Below are 21,563 nucleotides of genomic sequence, written 5' to 3'. Positions count from 1 at the left end.
ACATATAATCCTCTTATTCCCAGAGGTCAGGAAAATGCTCAAGGATGGCGCCGGTGCAGGAATTCCAGCATTGACATTTTGCTAAGTTAATAATAACATATGTTATATAACGTATGTTATTATACATATTCATAATACAAGGAGCTGATTAGGATGCCGCCAAAAGCAGAGATTACCAGAGAACAGGTTTCTCATACGGCTTTTGAATTGACCAGGCAAGAAGGCTTTGAGCTGCTGACAGCCAGAAATATTGCCCTGAAGCTAAAATGCTCTACTCAACCCGTATACCGGCTGTACAGGAGCATGGACGAGGTCAAAGAGGAGGTTTATAAACAAGCTGTTGACTTTGCTTTAACAGAGATCCAAAGCTACAACAATGAGAAGAATGAGCCTGCTATGAACCTGGCTGCGGGCTGTCTGCTGTTTGCCCAATCAGAGAAGCAGCTTTTCCGGTTATTATTTCTGTCTGATTACAGTAGTGAGTTCACCAGGAATAATGAGGACAGCATCACAGAAGTGTTTTATCAGACGTTCTTACAGCTCGATCCCCAGTTAAGCACGATGAACACCAGCAAGGCTCAGGAGCTGTTCAGGAAGCTTTCAGCCTATTGGCTTGGAATAGGAGTCATGATTAATATGGATTACCATGAATTAACCATTGACGAGGCGATAGTTATGCTGGAAGAAATGTATCACTTTCTTAAGCACAGTACACAGATCAGAGACTAGCTATTCATTCATTAAGGAGTGTTAATCATGTTGACCTATCTGACGCACTACTACATACAAGGCGATGCGCCTTTCCGCAGCCTGTCCGCCCTATCTGACTCTGAAGCGATTACTGTTATGGAGTCCCTGTATGTGGATAACCCGGTAGCGGACAGATTTAAGGAGCCTGCCCAATATATGCAGAACAGAAGGCAAGTTGAACATTGGGTGCGGGATGAATTTATCGCAAAGGGAGGAGCTCCCCGGGAATATTACCCGCTCTATGCCGTACTCGGCTACTCTCACTGGATGGAAGATAACTTAGCCACGCTTGAATTAAGCAGTGTGCGTGTTCCGCTTACGATTTTCTCACCCGGAGATATTAGCTTTACGTATCCGGACAGTATGGTTACTTATTGGCTGGGTGAAGATAAAGAATCTGCTCATTATCAATCCGGCTATCACGGCAAAATCTTTACCCTCTCTGACTTAGATCAGCTGGAGCATATCTACGGCACCCCGGAGGATAAGGGGAGAACGGCGCTGTGGGAAGGCATGGGACCCTATATTGAATATATCGAAGCTCAAATCTGGAATCACCAGGTCCTGTTTGACTACTTGAAGAGTGTGGGAGCTGCTGAAGCACCTGAGTAAAAAAATTCAGGAAATGGATTGCGTAACCGCAGAATACGTGGTATATTATTACTTGTCGCGTTAACGACAAACTTCATATGCCGGGGTGGCGGAACAGGCAGACGCACAGGACTTAAAATCCTGCGAAGGGTGACCTTCGTACGGGTTCGACCCCCGTCCTCGGCACTAGAACAACAAGGGTTTCAGCTCATTAGAGCTGGAACCCTTGTTTGTTTTTAAGATGATTTGCTAACATTTTGCTAACGGTGCCTCTTTTTCGTGTAAATTCGAGGTTTCCAATACGCTCGGAATGATGCTTGAACTGACTTCACGACGAACGGTTCTAGCTCATGCTTTGCGTTCGAGAATTCTGTCACGCTCTATTCGTAGGATTTGAGTGTAAAAGTAAATCAAGTAAGGTTACTTCGAGAGCTAGCGCTATTTTCTCCAAAGTTTTTATCGTTGGATTCTTCTCTCCACGTTCGATCTGGCCTATGTAGGATGTGTTTACTCCTGCATTCAAAGCCAGTTGTTCCTGGCTCTGTCCTTTACCAGTACGCAGAATTCGGATGCTTTCTCCGATAAATTCGATGTTGTTCAATTCCCCTCACCCCTAACAAAACGATAGAATTTTTTGGAAGGATGCTCAACAGGATATAGTGAGGATTTAAGTGGTTATAACCATGAATTAATACAGGGTGTGGCAATTCGGATGCCATAGGTATTTACGGAGAGGTTTTTATTAAGGGGAACATACAATATTTAGGTTGAAGTTCGATTATATCAAGCCGTGCTCTTTCGAACTGTAGTACCGATTTCCGCCAATAATTACATGATCAAGGACTTCTATTCCTATGATTTCCCCAGCAGCTATGAGGCGTTTCGTCAGATTCACGTCTTCAATTGACGGCTCCGGGTCACCGCTCGGATGGTTGTGAGCGCAAATGAGCGAGGCGCTACAGCGTTTGATTGCTGCATGGAATGAATACTTCTCTGGGATGAACGATGGCGGCGTTCAGAGAGCCTATGGAGATGACTTCTTTGAAGATGAGGCGGTTCTTGGTATTGAGGAATAGACAAATGAAGTGTTCTTTCTGTTCAAAGCGGAGTTCGGGTTCGAGGAGATTATATACGTCTTTGGGACTTCGAATAGAATTGTTAGTCTGCTCAGGGTAGGTGAGTGCTTTTGCAAGTTTAAGCATAGCTGTAATTTGCCGTGCCTTACCTTTTCCGTTACCTTTTACAGATTGTAATTGTTTTTCTGTTGCGGTTACTAATTCTGTTGCTGTAGGGAATTTTTCAAATAATTCTTTGATTGCATAACTATCTTGTCTTTCTCTTAATGATTCTAATACCAAATTCTTTAGTTCTTGATTCATCTGTTTGCTCCCCTCTAACATCTATTTTGTTATGATTCAAATTTATAATATAGATTTGAAAAACGACAGTTCACGAAATATATTCATATCTCCCTGGTAATAGAACGTTTGTTTGGAAGGTGATGGTAAGAAAATGACGAAATATGTATTTTAGCTTAGTTTAAAAGTCCTGCTTTGTTTTGAGTTAATAGAACTAAGTTAGAATAAATACAGGTTATTTGAGGTAAAGGTATAGGATTTCAAGCATTTTTGAACTTCTAGTTTTATGGATTGAAGCGAGGATAATTCGGGAGCAATGCTTATAGAGAATGAAATAAATATCTTATTAATAAGAAAAGACATCAGTTGTTAAGGTTTGAGAATAGCTGTGAGTGCGCTAATGCATAAAGGAATATTGGGATTTGTCGGCATATTTATAAATAGTGAATTAGAGGTGTGTGCATTTGAGTACTTTTCAAGATAAAACAACCGCTGATAATAAATCAATAGGTTTTGATTATCAATATTACTATTTCTTATACCGACTTTTAGGACTTGAAGAAGGTGAGGAAATAGGTATCGAAGTAAAGGATGATGTTCATATTAATTTATCGGATGGTCAGATGGTATTACTTCAATTAAAACATACAGTTCAAACAAATACTTCCGGCAAAATAGTTAATCTTTCAGAGCGAGATGGTGACTTGTGGAAAAGTCTTTATAATTGGGCGACAATTATTAATGATCCCCTTGATGGAAGAAATAGTTGGAATGATCAATCGAATTTCATAAAAAAAACCACTTTTATCATAGTATCGAATAAAGCAGATAATGATAATAATGCTTTTCTTCAAAAAGTTAAAGATTTCAAACTTAATAAAACAAGTATACAAGATTTTAAAAGTTATTTAGATAATTTAATAAAAGGGACAACTGATACAACACTCAATAAATATATGAAACAAATCGAAAACCAATCCAATCGATGGCTTATAGAGTTTTTGAAAAAACTTGAGTTTGAGCTAGACCAAGATGATCTTATTACTAAGATCAAAAGTAGAATTAAATCAAAGCAAGTAAAGGAATCGAAGATAGATGATGTTTTTGAAGCAGTTGATAGTAACATAAGAAAACGTAATTATATAAATATAAAATCAAAAGTTAAAAATATCATAACATTTGAAGAATTTTATCGTAATTATCATGTATTGTTTGATAAAGGAAGAAATGATAAATTGCCGATAAATAATGATCCAGTTCATTTTGATAAGCCAATTGATGATCAACTCTTTATTATCCAATTAAAAGAAATCTACGCAATAAATAATAACGCTACTGCTGAAAAATTGCGTCTGGCAAGCCATATGCTGCGAACTGATAATCATATATCTGAATGGTTAAAAAAAGGGTTTATTGTTAAAGAACAACTTGAGCATTTTGAGCAAGATTGTGTTACGAAGTGGAAAAACACTTATGATGAAGCGCATAGAGAAATCAATTTAGATATTATGTTAAATGTGTCAACTCCAACAGAAAAAGAAATAGCTCTTGCAGGGCAAAAATGCCTAGATGAGATAAGAAAAAAGGAACTAATAATCGATGAAACTCCTTTAGATACTGAGTTAAGCAATGGACAATACTATCTATTGTCAAACAAGCCGATTATCGGCTGGCGATTCGATTGGGAGGAGAAATATAAAAAAAATGATCCCACAAAGTGACCTATATAACAATGAAATTATTTGTGCGATATCTATTTATTCAGTTCTTCAACATTTAAAATATATAAGTATCTCAAAGGCGCTATTAATATTCCCGATTGTTTCTCACCAAGGATCTTTAGATTTTCTGAAAAATAATAATACAACAATAAGAAGTCTTGAAGAGTTTATCATTAAAAAACCAAGCTATTTCTCAAATTATAACGAAAGATATTATTCGTTTTTAACTTTATCGATTAACTCTTTATTATTTCTTAAAGAAATTCGTTTAATACAAATACAAGATTCTCAGATAATTTTAAATGAACAAGAATCGCTTAAGTTAGAAAAAGATACGGTAGGACAAAGAGCTTTAAATATAGCAGAGGCCGCACCGAAACTCGCAACAATTCTTACAGATAATGAAAGAAATTTATATTTACAACTGAGGGTGAAACTATGAGATTTGTGATTAAGGAAATTGTCCTTTGGCTCAAAAATAATAAAGTCCGTATTATTGAGTTTGAAGAAAACAAAATAAATGTAATAACTGGAGACAGTGGAACTGGTAAATCAGTTATTATCGATATTATTGACTACTGTTTTTTTGCAAGTAAAACTAAAATTCCCCAAGAAAAAATTAATGAGAACATTTCTTGGTATGGACTAAAATTTTATATCAATGATAAAGAGTATCTTATCGCAAGAGGCGCCTTAACTGAGAACAGAAAAGTGAGTTCTATGTACTACTTTTCACCGATAGGAGAAGTGCCACAGGAACCTTTTCAGAACATATCTGATACAGAATTAAAAAATGTAATTGAGAAAGAATTTAGTATCGATAGTAATGTTGTGATTCCTTATAGTGGTAGAAATCTTAAGGCCGGAAGTAAAATATCACTTAGATATTTTTTTATGTTTAACACTCAATCGGGGGATACAATTGATCATAGCGAAGTGTTTTTTGATAAACAAAATGATGAAAAATACTCTGAAGCATTACATAGAATCTTTGACCTTGCAACTGGTATAGATTCAGTAAAAAACATATTAATTAAAGAAAAAATATCTAATTTGGAAAAAGATATTGTTAGATTAGAACGACAAAAGACTGCAGTTGAAAAAGAAAAAAATGCATTTGATGCAAATTTAAGAGAGATTGTAAGAAAGGCAAAAGAATTCGATTTAATTACAAATGAATCCCGCTCATTAGATAATGATGTTGTAAATTTGAAAATGATTATCTCTAATGCAACTTCGATTAATACATCAGATAATCTAAAACAACTAGAAAAATTACAAAAGAAGAAAAACGAATTAAGATTTAATATAAGAAGTTACAGTAAATTTATGGACGAATATAACAATTATATACATCTTAAATCGACTACTTTTGAAAGCTTGAAGCCCTTAGAGTATCTAAATGAAAAGTTTGGTGAACTCATTCAACATCCTGATTTGTCGGTTTTAATGGATATTTTGGATAAAGAAATGAGAAAAATTAAAAATGAACTTACAGACAAAAGACCTTTTGATATGAATTTGGTTGGAGATATAAAAAAACTGAAGAGTGAACTGGAAAGTATTCAAAAGGAAATAGACAAACTGCCAATAAGAAAAAAATCTTTTAATTCTGAAGTTGAAAAATTTATATTCATTGGGGAAATTAAAGCTAAATTGGAGCTATACGCCAATGGTGAACAAAAAGATTTTAGCGAGAATGATTTACAAAAAAAACAAGAAGAACTCGATCAATTAAAATCTGTGCTAGAGAATGAAATTGTTGATAGGGAATTAGTTATTAGATTATTAGAGGAATTAATTCAAAAATATTTAATAGAGTCGTCTAATGCTCTTGGAATATATGAAGGTTACCAACCAGTATTTGATTATAGAAAAAAAGTGTTGCAATTAAAAAAGCCAGGGTCTCTTGTACCTTCAATTGTGGGTAGCAGTTCCAATCACATGTTTATGCATATTTGTTTCATGCTTGGATTACATGAACTAATAATAAAGCAACAAGCGCCATTTGTGCCGAGTTTCTTAATCCTAGATCAGCCTAGCCGACCTTACTACGGTGAGGACAGAAAAAGAAAAGATGATAAGAAGTCGTGGTCGCAAATACCACAAGACGATAGAACCAAAATCACAGTTGCATTTACTGTCCTGAATGATTTTATTACACGTATTAACCAAGAGTATAATCATTCTTTTCAAATGATTATTTTTGAGCATATACCTCAAACTATATGGGAAGAAGCAAATTTAATAAATGTCAACTTGGTTGATAACGAGTTTAAAAATGGAAATGCGTTAATACCGGAATCAATGATTTGATAAAAAGTAAACTAGCTTGGGTTTGCCATACTTGAAGTCTGTTTTGTGTCTACATTTTTCTTTTCCGAGCGCTACGGCGTACTCAAACGCAGAACTTATCCTATAGAGCTTTCTCAGCATTTTCCCTGCGACAAATGTTTTTTATGCAAACAATGAATTTAATTAAAACGGCTTGATCACTACAGGATGTGTTGTCATGCCGTGAGAAATGCTAAGAGAAGGTGGTAGAACATGAAACTAGACGGAATCATTTCTTTATACAATGATATGCGGCGACTCAGCCTTAAAAGGTATAGATTTGGTTTCGGATACAATAACGTGGCTTTCGATGTGTTTTTTTTCATTGATGAAAATCCTTACAAATTAATGTTTGGTGTGAAAGCTGAAAACTTCTATTTTGAAGCGGATGTTAAAAAAGGATTTATTATTGATTCAACCGTGTCCTACGAAAAGTATTCTGAATTATGTCGAATTCTTGGATTGCAATTTAATCCCACAAATAAATTTAAGCCCATCTATTTCTTCTGCGAGTTTAATAAGAACATTCCACAAAAAGCTGATGGGAAGAATACTCCCAAACCACATGAAATAGCGGGTTATCGAAAAGATGTGGAAGAAGCTGATAAAATATATTTTATGGGGTGGCTAGATAACACAACCAAAGATAACAAAGTTACTCCCAAAAATCTTGAAAAGACAAGGTTATTATTGGGGAATGATGCTTATAAACTGTGTAATGCTAAAAATGTGAGCAGTAGATGGACTGATGATTTCAAAAAAGCTCAAGAAGTTACCCTTGATTTCTGACTAATGTTCAATACTGGTGGAAGGATTATTCTTTGTACTAGAGTTGATTTAGTTCCCAATAGGAGACTCAGATGTACGAGCTTATACTAAGACCAGGTGGAATCAGCAAAATGTAGATGGGAAACCATACACTAAACTAGATATGGGGACCACAATTTAAAGGGATGGTTTTGATGTCCATTAATAAAATTACAATAAAAAATTGTAAATCAATAGAGTTCATGGAGTTGAATTTAAAGAAAAACGTTAATTGTTTTATTGGAATTAATAATGTTGGTAAAACTAATATCATGAAGATATTATATTTTTTTCATCTTAATCTAACAAGAGAAGTGTTTGATGATTCAATGTTTAATAAAACTAATCCTTATAATGATGAAATTGAAATTTCCGTAGAATATGATTTCAGTGAACTGATCAATAAAGTGCAAACTATTACTGATCCTTTTGAAGGTTTTTTTAGTGAGTTCTTCTCTAAAATGAAATTTAATGATTTTGGTAGTAACATAGACCCTACAAATGAAATCGTAGATAAAATCATGAATTATGTTGAAGAATATACTACAAACAATAAATGTACTTTGACTTTAAAGTACAACAGAAGGAATAAATCTATATATTGGAACGTGAAGGAATATGACTTTAGAGCCTTCGTTTCGGTAAGATTTCCAATTTTCTTTTTAGAGTCTAGAAATATTAATCTTTATAATTGGGAGTTGATATGGAAAGTTATTGGAGAGATAGCTCCTTTCAGAAAAAAAGTATCTATAAGTAAAAGTATAAAAGGTGTTTTTGAATTGGATGAAGAAATTGAAGGGAATTATGAAAACGTTATTTATGGAATTATTGAAGAATTTGAAAAATCGAATATTAAAATTCGTCAGGATAGTGTTTATGAAAAAATCAGCCAGATAATACAGCTACAATTGGGTGGTAAAGATTTTGATTATGAGTCTCATCAGTTGAAATTAGGTTCTTATGGAATGAACTCATATTCATTTATGAGTTTATATGTAAAATTAATATTGCGATTATTTGAGAATAAGCATCTCTCAAGTCCATTAATCATGATAGATGAACCAGAATTACACATTCATTTAAAAAAAATAGAGGAATTTGTTAGAGAAATTAAGCAATATGATAGATATGTCACAACCAAATGGATATTTTCTACTCATTCTCCATCATTCACTAAAAATATTATTATTGAAAATGAGGAGTATGAAATATTTCATGTTACCAACACTGAATTATTTAATAAGTCTCATATTACAAGAATCAATGGATTTAAACAGAAAAAATATAAACTGTTATCAGATAATGAAGCTAATCTATTCTTCTCCGAGATATGTTTATTTGTTGAAGGAGAAACAGAATTAGAGATATTCAGAAATGGATATCTTCGTACTTTGTTTCCTAAACTACATAGAGTAGATATTTATTCTTTTGATGGAAAAGAAGATAAGCTTAAACTGGTTAATCCGAATGACAGGAAGTCAAAAATTAAATATCTAGTTCTAATTGATATGGATAAGATATTGAATTATTCTTCTAAGTCAAAAAAATATAAAACGTCAGGTAACGCCTATCTGAATGTAATGAAGAATAACAATATTGTGAATCGCGAAAAATACCATTACAAAAAGAAGTTTAAGGATACTTTTAGAATTAGAAACGAGATTGCAGAAAAGCTAAAATTTACTACATTTGAGATAGATTCTACTGGACTTTGTATTAAGCAAAATCAGGAAAGATATGAGTTAATTGAATTAATGCAACAATATTATGCTCAATATAACTTTATGCCATTCGAAACGACTATAGAAGGAGCAATTATTAATAGGGCAAACTATCATCTGTTCTATGAATGGGTTAAAGGATACAACTGGGAAGATTCAAAATTTGAAACCCTATATACTTCTTTACAAACTGATAGTCAAAAAACTAGTTTACTTAGGGTAATCTTTTTCGGGAAAACGGAGTGGTTAAATGGTAAGAAAGAAGATAAGAATGCTAGTTCTAATTCAGAGTTTGTGAAGATCTTTAAAATAATTAAAGAAATTCGTAATGAATTAGAAAAATCAAATCTTGATTTTGGCGATAAAACTAGTGGATGGATCACTTTATATCTTAACTGGTTTTTTAATAATAAATTAGACTTAGTGAAGACTGAAAACATATTTATTAATAGAAGTTTGTTCCATGCGAGTTTTCCTGAATTAGGAAAGGTAATTGATCGATTAGAGGGAATGGTGTAAGATTATTGTAAAGTAAAGGGTAAGTAGTAAAATCTGATATAGTTGTATTTTGACTATGGATGCCATGATGAAAAGTTTTTTTATCCCTAGTATCAAGAAACTAAAAAGCTCTTGTAACGTTCCATTAGCGGTTTTAGGGAAAATCCATGGTTTTAGGCTTGCTAATTGTCGCGCTCGACTATTTTACGCAAATTGGCCTACTAGCTGATCAATTTCGAGATTCTGGGATGTACTTACCCTTATACTTATATCTTAGGAGAAATGAAATGTGCGCATTGAAAGTTTAAATAATTTTGAAAAAAAAGTCCTTCGTGGGAGTGTAACCGAACATATTGACTCTTTAATGTTAGAGTCAATACCTGAGGCATATTACACAAAAACCATAAAAAAGAAAGATAATTCTGATAGAATTTTACAGTGTATTGACAATGAGCATGTTTTATTTAAAATTCAAAAACAATTAAAAAATAATTATTTTGATTTCATTCCACTATCAAACTACGCATACGGCTATGTTAAAGGAAAATCATACTATGATTATTTAAAACCACATATAAATCATAATTTCTATTTAAGATTAGATATAAAAAATTTTTTTGAATCTATTAAGGAAAAGAAACTAAGAGAAGTATTAAAATATACTATTGATGATGATATTAAAATTAATGAAGATATATCGTTATTGGATTTTATTATGAAAATAGTAACGCTAAATGGTAGTCTTCCACAAGGTGCTGTCACATCGCCTGTTCTGTCAAATGTTTTTTTCAGGCATTTGGATATTAGGATTTCTAGATATTGCAAAAAATTCGGAATTGAATATAGTCGATATGTTGATGATATGCTCTTTTCATCAAATGAATTATATATTCATAAAAAAGTCTTTTTAAATGGAATCATAAAAATTTTAAAATCTTGTGGATTTTATCTGAATAATAAGAAAGTTTTAAAAACTAAAAAGGAAATTTCTTTAAATGGATTCGTGGTTGGAACGGATATACGTTTATCAAGAAAAAAAACAGCCCTTCTTTCTTCACTTATATACTGCTACCAACACTCTCAGAAAAAGAACATTGACAATTTGCTATGTGAGATAAGAAATCATTTTAATTTGGATTCAAATAAAAAAATTAATTTACTTTGGCTCCATAATTACCTAGCAGGATATCGTTCTTTTTTACTGGGATTACTTCCATTTGATAGCGTAGGGGTGATGCCAGAAGATACGACTAAAGTACACCAAAAATTATTATTTAAGATTAATGAGATTGAAAAGATATTAGATATAATTGCGTTTGAAATTTAGAGGCCTAAGAGGTTGTTTACATTTCTGGTCACACTCTTGTGCCTTTGAGTGCAGCAGCAACTCAAAGGTAGAGACCGGATCTATAGATTTAGAGCCTTGTCCTACTAAGTAAGAGGTTCAATTTCTTTTGTATACAAAACACATCGCACCACTAACAGTGACGCAAAGCTTCTGCCCTTCATTCTGCTAACATCCTTGCTAACATGGCTGCATATCCAAATCCTCGAACATAGAGAGTATGGAACAAAAAAAGAGCCTTCAACCCGCATGGTTAAAGGATTTATGTGTGATCTTTCCTTAGTGTACATGTGGAGCTAAAGGGTCAACTTCAAGACTTAAAATCCTGCGATGGGTGACCTTCGTACGGTTTCGACCCCCGTCCTCGGCACTACAATGAGAACCTTGAGCAATCAAGGTTTTTTTGTTTTTTTACAATTTGCTGAATGCTCCGCGAGGTGGCAAACAAGCTTCGGATTTCACTCAAAGGTAACTTATTTAGTTGGACAAACGTATCTTAATTTAGTGGTTTTGGAGCATTTTCAGGAATTAAGTGGATAAACGTTACTTAATTCCACATATTTCCTCTACTTTGGCTGATTAACCTAAAATTAAGTGCTGTTTTTCCACCTGCTGTTTGAACTGGGCTGTCCCGTTCACAAGCAAGTGGAGAAAATCCACCTAATTCCGGGAACCGCCAGGCGGAATCCGGATTATTCCCTTTTCTGGGCTTGGATTATCTCCAAGCGATAAAAAAGACCCGATTGGCCAGAGCCAATACGGGCCATTAGCATGCCACCGGCTGCTTAATGCCGCTCCCCGCTTCTGTTCCGCATCCCAGCCAGCCCCAGCAGTCCCAGCAGTCCCAGCCAGCCCCAGCCCGAGCCGTTGCCGTTTGTGGTGCTCTGTGCCCGGTAGACACCGGTGGGTGTGCTGTTGCTTAGCGGAGAGACGGAGCTATTGTCACCGGTGCGGATTTTATCCTTCATGATGGTCTCATTCCTGTGCATAGTGCCAGTTGTCTGATTCATCATTGTGTTGCCCCGGCTGTTCATCATTTGTGTACTCCGGCCATCCATGCTGCCCATATTACTCATCCGGCTGTCCGTAGTGGTGCTGTTCGTAGACGGTACTCTTCCATCCATCCCCATGGTGCCGGCTGCTGAAGCTGTGTAACCCGCCCCCAGCAGACTCACGGATAACACTGTGCCGCATGCAAGGCTTGTGATCAGCTTGTTCAAGATGTTATGCCTCCTTTATGATTATGGGTACTCGCTGATAATTTCCCCATGCGGCACAGCAACTATACAGTGAAGTTTATTCCTTCACAATGTTCACTGTTTTGCTTACAGGATCATAAGTTACCTTGGCTCCCAGCGCCTCGGCTATGACCCGTACCGGTACATACGTTGTAACGCTGTCCAGCACGCCTGTGGTGAGGGCCTGCCCGTTCAATGTAACATTTACTTTTACACCGGTATTCATCTCTTGGTCACCTCCGTTAATCCGGCTTAAGGCATCCTTTACCTGCTGCACCGTCGGTTTGCGCCCGGCCCGGAGCTCCGAGGTAGTCAAGCCGAAGGAGAACTGCAGATGCGAATAATCTTTGAACGAAGTCCAGTCTCCGCCCCACTCAAAGCCGAGCTTCTTGGCCTCCTGCGCCACCTCCTGCCAGTCCGCCAGCTTGTCACCATCCCCGTCGCGGCTCATGTCCCAGGAGACATTCTTACCATCCGGCAGCAGCAGCGCGAAATCAATCGCCAGCCCATAGTTATGATAGCTGGTGCCGCCCCTGGCATTGGTCACTATTGGTCCTCTCTTGGTTCTCCCTTGCGCATAAAGCGCATTCTGCTGGGCAACCGTGCGCATCCCCTGGGTAATCAGAATGGGGACTCCTCTCGCATAAGTCCGCCGGATCAGCTCCGTCGCAGCGGCCAGCAGAACCGGATGCAGATTGCCGAGCCAGCCGGCGGATTTGCTTTTCACCTGATCCAAAGTCAGCATATACTCACCCCCTGGTACAGTAAATGCCCGCTTTTCCACAATTGCTTGTACGGATTCACTGCGTCATAACCCCATTCTGAATATGCGAAGAAGACCCCGGGAATCTCCGGAGTCTGTTGTCACTTGTAGCTATACTGAACTTCGTGCACCAGGATGAATTCCTGCGGGTCTGGCCAGAATAATATCTAGAAACGCAGTTCCATCCATTATAGAAAGGCGGGACCAGATCAAATGCATATTCACAGTGACAGCTACAAAATAGCCGCATTCAGCGGCCGTGAAGAGGTTGTGGAAGTAATCCGCCAGGCAGAATCAGCCATCGCCCAGATGACCGGTAATCCGGGAGTGACGCTAATCGCCTATGAAAAAACAGATCCGGCAAAGCAGCATTAGCGCAGACTTCACATACTAAACTTCAGACATTCCATGTTCTGCAATTACCGCCAGGCATCAGACGATATAAGCCTCGACAATATCATCAACACTCAGCCACTTCCATTCCTCCGCCCACTGCAGCTTGATTTCCCGCGAGTGGGTGTGAATGGAGGTTACGAATCCGCTCAGATGCTTCTTCCCGAAAGGCTCAAACAGGATGAGTGTAACCCGCACATGACTCCGCAGAGACAGGGCCAGCGTGTGCTCAATCTCCTCCAGCTTCCGTTCATCAAGCACCGGCTTGACACTGCGCCACGTCTCTCTTGTCTCCCTGCTGAGCGAGCCCTTCTGCTCTGTAAGCATCACCCGGCTGCTCCCCTGCAGGCCCCCGCCTTCCAGTTTCTTGCTCATTTCTGCTCCTCCGATCACGTGATCATCAGCACTATTGTGCTAATGTGCCGGCTCCAGCCGAACGTATGTTTGTATTATATCCGCAATCCGGCTTGTTAAGCAAGCAGAAATAAATGGCATCCTTCTGGCTGGACAGTTTCCCCCGCACACATTATCCCGGCGCAGCAAAAAGACGCCCACAGCTTCCTGTGCAGCGTCCTTGTCATCCATTTTGACCCTACTACTCTCTAGTCCGCCGTATTCCCCGAAGTATTACCGGTTGTTGTGGCAGGCTCGGCTTCTGAAGGGGATACTGCCGTTGTTCCGGCTTCCGTGTCTTCCTCCGCATCGATCAGCCCGGCGGCAACTCTTGCTTCATTCAGCTTGGAAATCCCGTACAGCATCGCCACATCCGCCTGCTGATTCATTGCATCGAATTCCTCGGCAGTCACATCTGGAGAAACTGCACCTTTGGATGCCTGCTCTTTAATGGAATAGGCACTTTCAAAAGCGATAATTGAATCTCTAAGCAGAGTCTGGATAGACTCCGGCAGGTTTTTGGCAATTTTAACCTCCCCCACCTGATTCGCTATATCCGATGCTGTATCCTGGAACTGGTCTACAGCCTTCTGCAGTTCCTTCGCAGTCGCATCTCCTGTTGAATACGAGGTTAAGGTTGTGTTGAAATCCTCCAGTGAGGACTTGCCCATTTGATCAAATTTTGACATCTCATTGTAAAAGTTCTGGACAGTATCCTGCACTACTTCCTGTGAAGCAGGTTCCGCGCTGTTATTGCTGCAGGCACTAAGTATGGCAACGATCACAATCAATCCTGCAAGTAAGGTTCGTCTCATCATTAAATCCCTCCACTTAACAGAATAATAGCGATAATTGTAAAGTGCAAATGAAATTAATGTAAAAAAAGCGCTAATGAAATATTTTTCTGCGATAAAGCGTATTCACAAGCAAAATCACAAGAAAACCCGGGAAGAACTGGGACTTCTCACGGGTTCCCCGCAAAGTACCTGAAATAGCCGCAAAGCCAATATCTCACTTTGCGGGGTTATTTTGCTATACTATAAACAGCTCATTCATAATCAGGGAGGAAGATAACCTATGCCTTATTGCACAGCCTGTGGTGCGGAGTACAAGCAAGGTGCTAAATTCTGCGGAGAATGCGGGGCAGGTACAGAGGAGAATACCCCCGCAGCAGCTCGCCGTCCGGCGGCAGGCCGCGCTTCCGGGTCAGGCCCGGAAACAGAGCTCTGGCACGGCAAGCCTGCCGGCATATCCGACCGCCTCAAAGGGCTGATCGGGCTTAACACTACCACTTATATCATCACCAGCCAGCGGATAATGGTAAAGACCGGGCTGATCGGCAAGGATGTTGAAGAAATCGAACTGCTGCGGGTCAATGACTTCTCCGTCACCCAGTCGGTTCCGGACCGCATTCTGGGCATAGGGACACTTACCATTTTCTCAGATGATGCCTCGTCGCCACAGCTTCCTTTCCGCAAAATCCGTAAGGTCCAGACAGTCAAAGACATTCTGCGCCAGGCGGTCCGGGACGAGAAGATCGCCAACAACATCAGCTACCGCGAACAAATCTGATCAAGCCTATTGAGGGAGATACAGCGCCTCTGCCGGAATCACGCTTTTGGCCTGGCTGGCGCTCTCCCACATCAGTACCGCCCGCGCATCCCCCTGGTTCTCGTAATACTCCACCTTCAGCTCATGCAGCTTCCCGGCAATCAGCCTGACACTCCCTTGACGCTCCTGCCCGCTCTGCTTCATCCAGCTGTCAATAATCAGCAGCCCGTCGATCCATACCCGGATGCCGTCATCCGAAGAACTGTATATGCTGTAAGTTTCGTTATATGCCGCACTCAGCCTGCCGCTCCAGCGCACAGAGAACAGGTCTGCAGCTATCGCCGGATCAGGAGCCGCCTGTCTCCAGTTGAAGTTAATGAGGGCATCCGTCCGGACAAGTGCCGGCGTACCGCTAAGCGCAACATTATTGTAGTATTGGGCATACAAACCCGGCTTCAGCGCGGCATCTGCCGATGAGCCCAGCCCTGCTGCCTTCGCTGCGTAGGCATCCCTGGTGAACACGAACGGATCTTTCATAAAAGCCGCGATTGCCGCATCGTTATTCTTCTCATACAGCAGCTTGCCCCAGGTCATCTGGTAGCTCCAGTAAGGCTGTTCTCCTGCCAGCAGAGCAATATTTGGAAGCTCACCGCACTCTCCGACCGCAATCAGCTTCCCGCAGCCCAGCCTCCAGAGGCTGTCATGATGGCTTTTGCGGTAATCCGCATCATAAATATCAAGCGCCAGAATATCAACGCTTCCGCTGCCCGGATAATAATCCGCCGGCTCATCACACCACTGGTTCCTGGCATTCGGGCTCCAGACCCAGAGCAGGTTATGCAGCTTATGATAGACGGTGAACCGCTCGAACATAAGATTCCAGAGTGTGCGGAAGGAGCGTTTCTGCCCCCACCAGAACCAGCCGCCATTCATCTCGTGATAAGGCCTCCAGAGCACAGGCACACCTGCCTCGTTAAGCTTGCTTAGATAGACCGCCACCTTGTCCAGTTCTGTAATCAGTGCAGAGTATTGGGCCGTTCCCGGAGTGATCACCTGGGTAAAATCAGCTTCGCTGAGGGTCATTGAGACATTCTTCCAGTCCGGAGCAGTGCCCGGCAGCTGGGCATGATAGCTCATGGTTACAATGCCCCCGGCCTTATGCCAGCGGATCGCACTGTCTGTAACCGCCTGCCGCTGGCTGCTGAGCAGCTTCTCGCTCTGATTGCTGATTGCCCCCAGCTCATACCCGTGGAGCCCGGCATATGCTCCCCCGGTCCCCTTCAGCTTGCTGCTGAACTCATCCGGACTCTCCAGATAATCATGCTGCCCGCTGATGATGCCCTTGCCCTGCAGCCAGTATAGCGTGCTGAGCAGCTTCAGGGCCGGCAGCCCCAGCTCTCCGTCTGCAGGAGCGGTCAGAACACGCCGGAAGGCGGACTGCCACTGCGGATCCCCCACCAGCCGCGAGGCGGAATCCAGTAAGTCCCTCAATATGCGCTGTTCCACAAGTTCCACCATCCTTCTCCATCTTTTTTGTACATATTATGGCGGATTGTGGAGTAGCTTCACGGCGGATGGACAACAATTCATCCTGTTAAAAACAGGCATTTTCACGTTATACTATGGTGGGCATAGGCTTCCCAAGCGAGTTCGAGTTATGCGAAGCTCTTCGGGAGGGTCTATGCTAACAAAACTTAAGCATATGCTTCCGAAGCAAGTTTTGCGAAGTTCTTCAGGAGGGTCTATGCTAACAAAACTTTAAGGAGCAGATATGAAAGCCAAAAAATTCATCACCAGTCTCATCATTATCGCCCTGCTCACTCTGGCTGCGTATTGGTTCGAGGAGAACGGGGGCCTGCCGGCCGAAACCCCGTCAACAGGAAATGCCGGAGTTGTCCAGCTTGAATTCCCGGCGGAACGCTATCCGGAAACCGCCAAACATATCCAGGATGCGATTAAAAGCGGGGAGTCTGCCATCTGCACAATCAACCGGGAGAATGCCGAGGAGAACCGCAAGGAATCCCTGAAAGGCATACCTACCAAAAAAGGGTATGACCGGGACGAATGGCCGATGGCCATGTGTGCGGAGGGGGGTGCCGGTGCCGATATTGAATACATAACCCCGAGTGACAACCGCGGGGCAGGAAGCTGGGTCGGCAATCAGCTGGAGGACTTCGCTGACGGCACACGCGTGGAGTTTATGTTCAAATAAACAGCAGGACTGCTGAATGCCTCATCCGGCATGGGCGCCCTTTACCTGGCTCCAGGCCAGAATTCCCTCCGACCGGAATACCCGCGGTCTGCCCGTAGCCAGACAGGTAGCCCGCAGGAGATTTCCTTTGCAGCCATGAACTTCAATTCTCCGCTGTGTGATATTGCCTGAGTTATCCTCATATATAATTTCAATGACCCGCCCGATCCATTTATTCATATCCTTCGGATGCATGTTGCCCCACTCTCCTTCCAGACCTGCAAGCGCATTTGCCTGTATTATATGCGAACAAATGTTCTTTATGCAATTCCATAATCACAAAATAGCCCTGCCCGGCATTAAGCCAGGGCAGAGCTACACTTGCTAACGGCCGTTTTAGAACAAACAGGCTCTGGTGATGATAACAAGCAGAATGAACAGAACCAGAATTGCGCCAGTGGAAGTCCAAGGGCTGACAACCGGCATAACTACAGGAGGTCCCTGGTTAACTCCACCAACGTTGTTTCCACAACCGCAACCATAATCTGCACCCATAATTTAATTCCTCCTCTTGAATATTGAATACAGCACAGAATATGTAGAAACCTACTCCGCTGCATGGGCCATCCGGCAAAGAAATACCATTCACCTAATGGAGCAGCTGCAGGCAGCCGATATTAGAGAGGTATACAAAAACTTCAGGAGGCTATGCCACATGGATATTGCTGCATTATCCGTTGTTATGAGCCAGGCTTCAATCAAGCAGGCCGCAGGCTTGCAGGTATTAAGCCTCGCTAAGGATCAGGCGGAGACCGGTGCCCAGAATATGGTCCAGATGCTGAATCAGGGCTCCCATCCCACTTTGGGAAAAACACTTGATATTAAAGTGTGATTGCTTTATGCTTACATACATAGGAACACCCGTTCCGAATTTATCAGCCGCTGACGGTTCAGCAGGCTGTATCACTAAGCCCTTCAGGGCTTTTCTTTTGACCATTAATACGAACATACGATCTTACTTTGAGGTGATTGATGATGTATAGTTATTACCAGATGACTGCTTTGGAGAAATGGACTGAGGATTTATACCGGCGGATCGGTGTGCAGCAGCCGCAGCAGATCTCCATTGAATTCATTGCCGAACGCCTGAATATTTGGGTTCATTATCTGGATGTCCGAAGCAAGAGCATCGAGGCCAGTGCAGGAATGTACAGTATGTTTATTGACAACAGGCTTCCGCCCGGACTGCAGCGTCTGGAATTTCTTCATGAGCTCTGTCATCTCCTCCGTCATGCCGGCACAGCTACGCTAATGCCCGGAAAGTTCACACAGGCACAGAAGGACGAGTCCGACCGCTTCATCCTGTATGCCGCTATGCCCTATTCCATGATCTCTGCAGGCATATTGCCCCAGCTCCGTGAAGATGCCGTTACAGAACTTGCCACAGCCTTCCAGGTTCCTGCTGAACTGGCGCTGCAGCGGATTGACCAGATTCAAAGACGTATCCTTCAAGGACAATTGATGGCAGTAATGGAACGCAACGAAGACAGAAATATCATCCACGGACATATTCGCTAAGCGCTGCGGAAATAATATCACCACAGGCATCAGAACAGCTGAAATACCTCTATGCATGGTGATATTACCGTAAGGGGGAGCGTCATGGAAGCCATCAAACTCATACAATTATTAATGACACATCCTGACTATTATGTAGATGCTGTCCACCCCGAAAGTCCGGATTTTGTCGGCATTGAGAACATTGAAGTGGATCATGCAACCCAAACCTTCTCCATCCTGCTGCAGGAGCCCAAGGAATACGAATAACTACCGGTGCGGCGAAGCGCCCTCTCTCCTCCTGAACCGGCCTCACTCTTCATACAAAAAGTGACCCCGCCAGTATCCGGCAGGGTCAAGGGTTAATCAGGGGGTATACATACACTATACTCACTCCGGCTTAAATCAACCTTAAATACCGGGAGTGAACCTGGCTGGCATACCCTTTTTAATAGATCTCTTTCAGAAGCTCAATCACTTCCTCTAGCTCAAGCCCGAGGGATTTGTAATAGGAAGTATCAATCGTCATCTGCTTCAAAATCATTTCATTGCGTTTATGCAGCATCTCTTCCGCCGAAAGCCCGGAGACGAAGCATCCTTTGCCGGTAACCGTATAGATTAATCCGCTGCGTTCGAGCTCCTCCCAGGCTTTTTTAACAGTGATGATACTGACACCAAGCTCCGGGGCTGCTTGCCTTATCGGCGGCAGACTATACCCGCTTTCCAGTTCTCCCTTAAGAATCTGCGCGCTGATCTGTTCAAATAGCTGTTGGTAGATAGGCTTCTCGGAAGTATGCGAAATTGCTATATTCATTACATTTCAACTCTCTCAAACCGTTTGTTAGCAACATAATAAGCGATTGATGTAAAGATTGCAAAAATTAATATACCACCTGCAAAGATGGCGAGCTGAATGCCCGGACGGTCCAGTCCGTCTCCTTTGAAGAGGTCATGTACGAAGGAATTCTGAATACCAAGCCATTCTGCGCCTCCGGCAAACAGGACTGCTGCTGTGGTCGCTGCAACCGTAGCTGCTCCGTATTTATAAGCTGTCTTATAATACATAGGTATCAGGATAATATTGAAGATCGCCATCATTACAAAACAGAGCCCCCAGAACCCGAAGGACGGCCCGAAGAAGAAATAGGTAAGATTAGGATATAAGCGTACGCTGATCATGCCATAGATGATGGCGGTAACGATGTGCATTAATTCCAGAATCACAATAAACCATACTCTCGCTTTTACAATATCCTTCTTCGTTACAGGCAGCATGCTGGTGAATAACAAATCATTCTGGCTCTTGTACCCTCCGAACATATTCGGCACCGTAATGAAGCAAAAGTACAGGATAACCAGAAAGTACAGCCAGGCTGGAATTAGCATTAAAGCCCCAGTCAGGAAGGGCAGAATATAAAAGAATACATTGGTGCCTATCTTTAATTCTTTCCTCAGTAAGTTATACATAAGCACCCTCCGTTTTCGAGAAATAGATCATAATCTCCTCCAGATTAGGCAAAGCGTTTCGAATATTTAGTGAGTGATCATAATCACGGGTATGAATCAGGCCGGTAAAGCCGAATGAATTGGTTTTATAGGAGATCAGCTTATCTTTAACCGTCTCCAATTGCTCTAATGTTCCGCTCAGCAAGAGGTACGTATTAATAAATTCTTCTTTCTCGGCGCTGTTAATGATCTGCCCGTTATGCATATAGGTAATATAGTCGGCGCATTTCTCCAGATCTGATGTTATATGAGTTGAGAAAAGAATACTGATCTCGCCGTCTACCACCAGTTCGCGGAATATATCCAGCAAACCGTCTCTGGCCACCGGATCAAGTCCGCTGGTCGGTTCATCCAGCACCAGCAGCTTGGCACCGTGGGACAGGGCGAGGGCAAGATTGTATTTCACCCTCATACCGGTAGACAATTCCGCGATTTTTTTATCCTCAATCAGATTGAATTTGCTCAAGTACTTATAGTAGGTATCATCATTCCAATTCTGATAGAACTTTTTAATCACATTCGTTAACGTCTTGATTGTGTTACGGGTATAGAAGCTGATATCTCCAAAGGCATAGCCGATTTCCTGCTTCAGCTGGAGTTCATGCTCAGACATATTCTTGCCCAGAATGTGGATTTCCCCGCTGTCGATACGCGTTATATTCAAAATAGATTTGATGGTCGTTGTTTTTCCTGCACCATTGGCTCCGATAAACCCCATGATATAGCCCTTTTCCATTTGGAAAGAAACGTTCTTCAACTGAAAGTGTTCATATTTCTTATTTACATTTCTGATATCCAATGCCAGCATAGTTTACCTCCGCCTTCATATTGTGTATCTTGTGTATG

At 41.2% G+C, this 21,563-nt stretch carries 26 protein-coding genes and 1 tRNA gene; 15 read left to right on the top strand and 12 right to left on the bottom strand.

The window, feature by feature from the left end; translation table 11 throughout:
* The first annotated feature begins 153 nt into the window (after window positions 1-153).
* The 3 genes from LOS79_RS01135 to LOS79_RS01125 all read left to right on the top strand — a co-directional run bounded on the left by LOS79_RS01135 (window position 154) and on the right by LOS79_RS01125 (window position 1,527).
* Window positions 154-729 (top strand): TetR/AcrR family transcriptional regulator, encoded by a 576-nt coding sequence (locus tag LOS79_RS01135; protein ID WP_315415659.1) that lies wholly within the window; start codon window positions 154-156, stop codon window positions 727-729.
* A gap of 27 nt (window positions 730-756) precedes the next feature.
* Window positions 757-1,362, top strand: a complete 606-nt coding sequence (locus tag LOS79_RS01130) for a hypothetical protein (protein WP_315415658.1) — start codon at window positions 757-759, stop codon at window positions 1,360-1,362.
* Window positions 1,363-1,441: 79 nt separating this feature from the next.
* A tRNA-Leu gene (locus tag LOS79_RS01125) sits at window positions 1,442-1,527 on the top strand.
* A 187-nt stretch (window positions 1,528-1,714) separates the two neighbouring features.
* On the opposite strand, the gene LOS79_RS01120 is transcribed toward LOS79_RS01125, so the two are convergent.
* The 3 genes from LOS79_RS01120 to LOS79_RS01110 form a co-directional block, all read right to left on the bottom strand.
* Window positions 1,715-1,942 carry a helix-turn-helix domain-containing protein gene (locus tag LOS79_RS01120; RefSeq protein WP_315415656.1) on the bottom strand — a complete coding sequence of 76 codons (228 nt, stop codon included), beginning with the start codon at window positions 1,940-1,942 and terminating at the stop codon, window positions 1,715-1,717.
* Window positions 1,943-2,119: 177 nt separating this feature from the next.
* A complete protein-coding gene (locus LOS79_RS01115; RefSeq protein WP_315421913.1) occupies window positions 2,120-2,287 on the bottom strand; it encodes a JAB domain-containing protein in 168 nt (55 codons plus the stop codon).
* A 10-nt stretch (window positions 2,288-2,297) separates the two neighbouring features.
* On the bottom strand, window positions 2,298-2,720 hold the full coding sequence (locus LOS79_RS01110) for a JAB domain-containing protein (RefSeq protein ID WP_315415654.1): 423 nt from the start codon (window positions 2,718-2,720) through the stop codon (window positions 2,298-2,300).
* A gap of 443 nt (window positions 2,721-3,163) precedes the next feature.
* Here LOS79_RS01110 and LOS79_RS01105 point away from each other — a divergent pair, with 443 nt between their 5' ends.
* The 6 genes from LOS79_RS01105 to LOS79_RS01080 all read left to right on the top strand — a co-directional run bounded on the left by LOS79_RS01105 (window position 3,164) and on the right by LOS79_RS01080 (window position 11,107).
* Window positions 3,164-4,420: an ABC-three component system protein gene (locus tag LOS79_RS01105; RefSeq protein WP_315415652.1), complete on the top strand. Its 1,257-nt coding sequence runs from the start codon at window positions 3,164-3,166 to the stop codon at window positions 4,418-4,420.
* Window positions 4,404-4,862: a three component ABC system middle component gene (locus LOS79_RS01100; RefSeq protein ID WP_315415650.1), complete on the top strand. Its 459-nt coding sequence runs from the start codon at window positions 4,404-4,406 to the stop codon at window positions 4,860-4,862. Before LOS79_RS01105 ends, LOS79_RS01100 begins: the two co-directional genes overlap by 17 nt.
* Window positions 4,859-6,736 (top strand): DUF3732 domain-containing protein, encoded by a 1,878-nt coding sequence (locus LOS79_RS01095; protein WP_315415648.1) that lies wholly within the window; start codon window positions 4,859-4,861, stop codon window positions 6,734-6,736. The genes LOS79_RS01100 and LOS79_RS01095 overlap by 4 nt, the downstream gene beginning before the upstream one ends.
* A 231-nt stretch (window positions 6,737-6,967) precedes the next feature.
* Entirely contained in the window at window positions 6,968-7,543 is a 576-nt protein-coding gene (locus tag LOS79_RS01090; RefSeq protein WP_315415645.1) for a DUF6037 family protein, read from the top strand.
* A 173-nt stretch (window positions 7,544-7,716) separates the two neighbouring features.
* Window positions 7,717-9,801: a retron Eco8 family effector endonuclease gene (locus tag LOS79_RS01085; protein ID WP_315415644.1), complete on the top strand. Its 2,085-nt coding sequence runs from the start codon at window positions 7,717-7,719 to the stop codon at window positions 9,799-9,801.
* Window positions 9,802-10,069: 268 nt separating this feature from the next.
* Window positions 10,070-11,107 (top strand): reverse transcriptase family protein, encoded by a 1,038-nt coding sequence (locus tag LOS79_RS01080; protein WP_315415642.1) that lies wholly within the window; start codon window positions 10,070-10,072, stop codon window positions 11,105-11,107.
* An 803-nt stretch (window positions 11,108-11,910) separates the two neighbouring features.
* On the opposite strand, the gene LOS79_RS01075 is transcribed toward LOS79_RS01080, so the two are convergent.
* Window positions 11,911-12,345: a WGxxGxxG family protein gene (locus LOS79_RS01075; protein WP_315415640.1), complete on the bottom strand. Its 435-nt coding sequence runs from the start codon at window positions 12,343-12,345 to the stop codon at window positions 11,911-11,913.
* Window positions 12,346-12,421: 76 nt separating this feature from the next.
* Window positions 12,422-13,108, bottom strand: a complete 687-nt coding sequence (locus LOS79_RS01070) for a M15 family metallopeptidase (protein WP_315415639.1) — start codon at window positions 13,106-13,108, stop codon at window positions 12,422-12,424.
* 231 nt (window positions 13,109-13,339) lie between these two features.
* Between LOS79_RS01070 and LOS79_RS01065 the strand changes: the two genes are divergently transcribed.
* Window positions 13,340-13,501, top strand: a complete 162-nt coding sequence (locus LOS79_RS01065; RefSeq protein ID WP_315415638.1) for a hypothetical protein — start codon at window positions 13,340-13,342, stop codon at window positions 13,499-13,501.
* Between the two features lie 57 nt (window positions 13,502-13,558).
* On the opposite strand, the gene LOS79_RS01060 is transcribed toward LOS79_RS01065, so the two are convergent.
* Window positions 13,559-13,894, bottom strand: coding sequence for a YolD-like family protein (locus LOS79_RS01060; RefSeq protein WP_315415636.1), 336 nt, complete (start codon window positions 13,892-13,894; stop codon window positions 13,559-13,561).
* Between the two features lie 227 nt (window positions 13,895-14,121).
* Entirely contained in the window at window positions 14,122-14,730 is a 609-nt protein-coding gene (locus LOS79_RS01055) for a hypothetical protein (protein ID WP_315415634.1), read from the bottom strand.
* 259 nt (window positions 14,731-14,989) lie between these two features.
* On the opposite strand from LOS79_RS01055, the gene LOS79_RS01050 reads away from it, so the two are divergent.
* On the top strand, window positions 14,990-15,484 hold the full coding sequence (locus LOS79_RS01050) for a PH domain-containing protein (protein WP_315415632.1): 495 nt from the start codon (window positions 14,990-14,992) through the stop codon (window positions 15,482-15,484).
* A gap of 6 nt (window positions 15,485-15,490) precedes the next feature.
* Here the strand turns inward: LOS79_RS01050 and LOS79_RS01045 are convergent, their stop codons facing one another.
* Window positions 15,491-16,954: a glycosyl hydrolase gene (locus tag LOS79_RS01045; RefSeq protein ID WP_315415630.1), complete on the bottom strand. Its 1,464-nt coding sequence runs from the start codon at window positions 16,952-16,954 to the stop codon at window positions 15,491-15,493.
* Window positions 16,955-17,234: 280 nt separating this feature from the next.
* On the opposite strand from LOS79_RS01045, the gene LOS79_RS01040 reads away from it, so the two are divergent.
* Complete coding sequence (locus LOS79_RS01040; protein WP_315415629.1) at window positions 17,235-17,675, top strand: NucA/NucB deoxyribonuclease domain-containing protein; 441 nt, start codon at window positions 17,235-17,237, stop codon at window positions 17,673-17,675.
* Between the two features lie 21 nt (window positions 17,676-17,696).
* Here LOS79_RS01040 and LOS79_RS01035 read toward each other — a convergent pair whose 3' ends face one another.
* Window positions 17,697-17,909 carry a hypothetical protein gene (locus tag LOS79_RS01035; RefSeq protein WP_315415627.1) on the bottom strand — a complete coding sequence of 71 codons (213 nt, stop codon included), beginning with the start codon at window positions 17,907-17,909 and terminating at the stop codon, window positions 17,697-17,699.
* Between the two features lie 460 nt (window positions 17,910-18,369).
* Between LOS79_RS01035 and LOS79_RS01030 the strand changes: the two genes are divergently transcribed.
* The 3 genes from LOS79_RS01030 (at window position 18,370) to LOS79_RS01020 (ending at window position 19,481) form a co-directional block, all read left to right on the top strand.
* On the top strand, window positions 18,370-18,546 hold the full coding sequence (locus tag LOS79_RS01030) for a YjfB family protein (RefSeq protein WP_315415625.1): 177 nt from the start codon (window positions 18,370-18,372) through the stop codon (window positions 18,544-18,546).
* A gap of 161 nt (window positions 18,547-18,707) precedes the next feature.
* Window positions 18,708-19,232 (top strand): ImmA/IrrE family metallo-endopeptidase, encoded by a 525-nt coding sequence (locus tag LOS79_RS01025; protein WP_315421910.1) that lies wholly within the window; start codon window positions 18,708-18,710, stop codon window positions 19,230-19,232.
* Window positions 19,233-19,316: 84 nt separating this feature from the next.
* Entirely contained in the window at window positions 19,317-19,481 is a 165-nt protein-coding gene (locus LOS79_RS01020) for a hypothetical protein (RefSeq protein WP_315415623.1), read from the top strand.
* Between the two features lie 178 nt (window positions 19,482-19,659).
* Here the strand turns inward: LOS79_RS01020 and LOS79_RS01015 are convergent, their stop codons facing one another.
* Genes LOS79_RS01015 through LOS79_RS01005 form a run of 3 tightly spaced genes read right to left on the bottom strand, consistent with a single transcriptional unit; the run spans window position 19,660 to window position 21,525 of the window.
* Window positions 19,660-20,025 carry a GntR family transcriptional regulator gene (locus LOS79_RS01015; RefSeq protein ID WP_315415621.1) on the bottom strand — a complete coding sequence of 122 codons (366 nt, stop codon included), beginning with the start codon at window positions 20,023-20,025 and terminating at the stop codon, window positions 19,660-19,662.
* Window positions 20,025-20,678 carry an ABC-2 transporter permease gene (locus LOS79_RS01010; RefSeq protein WP_315415619.1) on the bottom strand — a complete coding sequence of 218 codons (654 nt, stop codon included), beginning with the start codon at window positions 20,676-20,678 and terminating at the stop codon, window positions 20,025-20,027. The genes LOS79_RS01015 and LOS79_RS01010 overlap by 1 nt, the downstream gene beginning before the upstream one ends.
* Entirely contained in the window at window positions 20,671-21,525 is an 855-nt protein-coding gene (locus LOS79_RS01005) for an ABC transporter ATP-binding protein (protein ID WP_315415618.1), read from the bottom strand. Before LOS79_RS01005 ends, LOS79_RS01010 begins: the two co-directional genes overlap by 8 nt.
* Between the last annotated feature and the right edge of the window lie 38 nt (window positions 21,526-21,563).

It is taken from the genome of Paenibacillus sp. MMS20-IR301, assembly GCF_032302195.1.
GTDB lineage: Bacteria > Bacillota > Bacilli > Paenibacillales > Paenibacillaceae > Paenibacillus_AQ.
The sequence above is the reverse complement of the archived record's forward strand: the minus strand, read 5'-3'. Positions and strand labels throughout refer to the sequence as shown.

Excerpts from the sequence above, each read along its gene's own strand:
- LOS79_RS01090 (WP_315415645.1), top strand. The coding sequence starts at position 6,968 with ATGAAACTAGACGGAATCATTTCTTTATACAATGATATGCGGCGACTC.
- LOS79_RS01135 (WP_315415659.1), top strand. The coding sequence starts at position 154 with ATGCCGCCAAAAGCAGAGATTACCAGAGAACAGGTTTCTCATACGGCT.
- LOS79_RS01070 (WP_315415639.1), bottom strand. The coding sequence starts at position 13,108 with ATGCTGACTTTGGATCAGGTGAAAAGCAAATCCGCCGGCTGGCTCGGC.
- LOS79_RS01035 (WP_315415627.1), bottom strand. The coding sequence starts at position 17,909 with ATGCATCCGAAGGATATGAATAAATGGATCGGGCGGGTCATTGAAATT.
- LOS79_RS01095 (WP_315415648.1), top strand. The coding sequence starts at position 4,859 with ATGAGATTTGTGATTAAGGAAATTGTCCTTTGGCTCAAAAATAATAAA.
- LOS79_RS01005 (WP_315415618.1), bottom strand. The coding sequence starts at position 21,525 with ATGCTGGCATTGGATATCAGAAATGTAAATAAGAAATATGAACACTTT.
- LOS79_RS01025 (WP_315421910.1), top strand. The coding sequence starts at position 18,708 with ATGACTGCTTTGGAGAAATGGACTGAGGATTTATACCGGCGGATCGGT.
- LOS79_RS01050 (WP_315415632.1), top strand. The coding sequence starts at position 14,990 with ATGCCTTATTGCACAGCCTGTGGTGCGGAGTACAAGCAAGGTGCTAAA.
- LOS79_RS01055 (WP_315415634.1), bottom strand. The coding sequence starts at position 14,730 with ATGATGAGACGAACCTTACTTGCAGGATTGATTGTGATCGTTGCCATA.
- LOS79_RS01020 (WP_315415623.1), top strand. The coding sequence starts at position 19,317 with ATGGAAGCCATCAAACTCATACAATTATTAATGACACATCCTGACTAT.
- LOS79_RS01030 (WP_315415625.1), top strand. The coding sequence starts at position 18,370 with ATGGATATTGCTGCATTATCCGTTGTTATGAGCCAGGCTTCAATCAAG.
- LOS79_RS01010 (WP_315415619.1), bottom strand. The coding sequence starts at position 20,678 with ATGTATAACTTACTGAGGAAAGAATTAAAGATAGGCACCAATGTATTC.
- LOS79_RS01060 (WP_315415636.1), bottom strand. The coding sequence starts at position 13,894 with ATGAGCAAGAAACTGGAAGGCGGGGGCCTGCAGGGGAGCAGCCGGGTG.
- LOS79_RS01110 (WP_315415654.1), bottom strand. The coding sequence starts at position 2,720 with ATGAATCAAGAACTAAAGAATTTGGTATTAGAATCATTAAGAGAAAGA.
- LOS79_RS01040 (WP_315415629.1), top strand. The coding sequence starts at position 17,235 with ATGAAAGCCAAAAAATTCATCACCAGTCTCATCATTATCGCCCTGCTC.
- LOS79_RS01100 (WP_315415650.1), top strand. The coding sequence starts at position 4,404 with ATGATCCCACAAAGTGACCTATATAACAATGAAATTATTTGTGCGATA.
- LOS79_RS01085 (WP_315415644.1), top strand. The coding sequence starts at position 7,717 with ATGTCCATTAATAAAATTACAATAAAAAATTGTAAATCAATAGAGTTC.
- LOS79_RS01130 (WP_315415658.1), top strand. The coding sequence starts at position 757 with ATGTTGACCTATCTGACGCACTACTACATACAAGGCGATGCGCCTTTC.
- LOS79_RS01065 (WP_315415638.1), top strand. The coding sequence starts at position 13,340 with ATGCATATTCACAGTGACAGCTACAAAATAGCCGCATTCAGCGGCCGT.
- LOS79_RS01015 (WP_315415621.1), bottom strand. The coding sequence starts at position 20,025 with ATGAATATAGCAATTTCGCATACTTCCGAGAAGCCTATCTACCAACAG.